Origin of the sequence: Pseudoroseomonas cervicalis ATCC 49957, from assembly GCF_000164635.1 — a bacterium.
Taxonomy (GTDB): domain Bacteria; phylum Pseudomonadota; class Alphaproteobacteria; order Acetobacterales; family Acetobacteraceae; genus Pseudoroseomonas; species Pseudoroseomonas cervicalis.
In genome coordinates this window covers 1-1,573 of the sequence record NZ_GG770797.1, presented here as the reverse complement: position 1 = coordinate 1,573, position 1,573 = coordinate 1, and the positions used below count along the sequence as shown (strand labels likewise).

Sequence of the window (1,573 nt, the reverse complement as noted above, 5' to 3'; positions counted from 1 at the left end):
ATCGGGTCGCCGGGCGGCGGGGTCGGCCGCGCCACCAGCAGCGGCGTGCCGTCCTGCTCGACATGATACTCGGTCTGCGCGCCGAGATAGGTGATGGCGGCAGGGCGGGCAGCACATGCAGCCGCTCCGCCGGCACGCCCCATTCGGCATGGCGCGCGGCGCTGAAGGCGCCGGGGCAGAGCAGCGCGTCCAGCTCGCCCAGGAAGCGCAGCGCGACGAGGCGGCGCAGATGCACATCTTCCGCCGTGCGATCGGGAAAGAAGCCGCGCGATGCCTCGGGCGCCGCGCTCTCCTCCAGCAGCGCCAGGGCGGGCGCCGGCTCATCGCCGCAGGGCAGCAGGTGGTCGTGCAGCGTCAGCAGCAGCCGCGCCCGGGGCAGGGCGCGGCGCAGCGTCAGCAGGCTCTCCAGCCCGAAGCTGGCGGGGTGCTGCAGATGCACCACATCCGGCCGCCAGTCGCGCAGCAGGGTGGACAGCGCGGCCGGGATGCCCGCCTCGGGGCAGGAGAGGAAGAAGGGATCGACCCAGGGCTGGCGGTGGAAGAACACTCCCGCCGCCGCCCCCTGGAACAGGTCGACGCCGAGCGGCGCCGCCGCGGCGGGGGCGGTCATCAGGCAGAGGCTGTCGCGCCCGGCGGCGCGCAGCGCCGAATGCAGGTCGAGCGCGGCCTGCGCCGGCACCGGCGCCCGGCCCGGCTCGGCGCCGATCACCAGGACGCGGCCTCCGGCCGCGGGGAGCGTCTCATCCATGCGCGGTCTCGATATGCTCCTGCCAGCGTCCGGCGAAGGTCGCGGCGTTCAGCAGGGTCAGGTTCATCCGCCAGGGCTCGGCGCCGCTGCCCTGGGACTGGCGCTCAAGGTGCCAGAGCCGCGCCGCCCGGTCGATGCGGCAGCGCAGGCCGCGCGCCAGCACGCGCTGGCACAGATCGGCATCCTCGAAATCGCCGATGACATAGCCGGGGTCGAAGCCGCCGAGCGCCACCGCCACCTCCCGTCGCAGCGCCATGCAGGCGCCGGTGACGGCCGGCACATCGACCAGATCGGGCTCGGCCGGCGGCGGCAGCAGCCCCTTGCCGAGATGGCGCGGGAAGGGCCAGCCGGCGAAATCCGGCTGCGCCACGAACCACATGCCGTCATGCTGCAGCGTGCCATTGGCGAAGAGCAGCCGCGCCCCCACCACGCCGAGCTGGGCATCCGCCTCCAGATCGCCCACCAGCCGGTCGAGCCAGCCGGTGTCGGCCGGGAAGGCGTCGGAATTGAGGAAGCAGACATGCCGCCCGCGCGCCGCCGCCAGGCCGAGATTGCTGGCGCCGCCGAAGCCCTGCCGCCGGCCGGGCAGCAGCAGCCGCAGCGGCAGGCCGAAGCGCGCCTGCACGGAGCGGGCGAGCTGCGCCGCCTCCGCCGCCTGGGCCGGGTTGTCGAGCACGTAGATCAGCTCGTCCGCCGCGACGCCGCCCTGGCTGAACAGCGCCGCCTGGAAGGCCATGAAGTCGAGCCGGCCATAGAGCGGGATGACCAGGCTGGCGCGGGGCGCCTCCGGCGGCTGGCCCAGGCGCAGCTCCTCCCGCGCCAGCG

The 1,573-nt window shown here is 75.0% G+C and carries 2 protein-coding genes; both read right to left on the bottom strand.

Annotation, left to right across the window (positions count from 1 at the left end):
- On the bottom strand, positions 1-748 hold a 748-nt coding region (locus HMPREF0731_RS19090), incomplete at its 3' end, for a glycosyltransferase (protein ID WP_040614035.1).
- On the bottom strand, positions 741-1,573 hold an 833-nt coding region (locus HMPREF0731_RS19085; protein ID WP_007005849.1), incomplete at its 5' end, for a glycosyltransferase family 2 protein. The genes HMPREF0731_RS19090 and HMPREF0731_RS19085, both read right to left, overlap by 8 nt.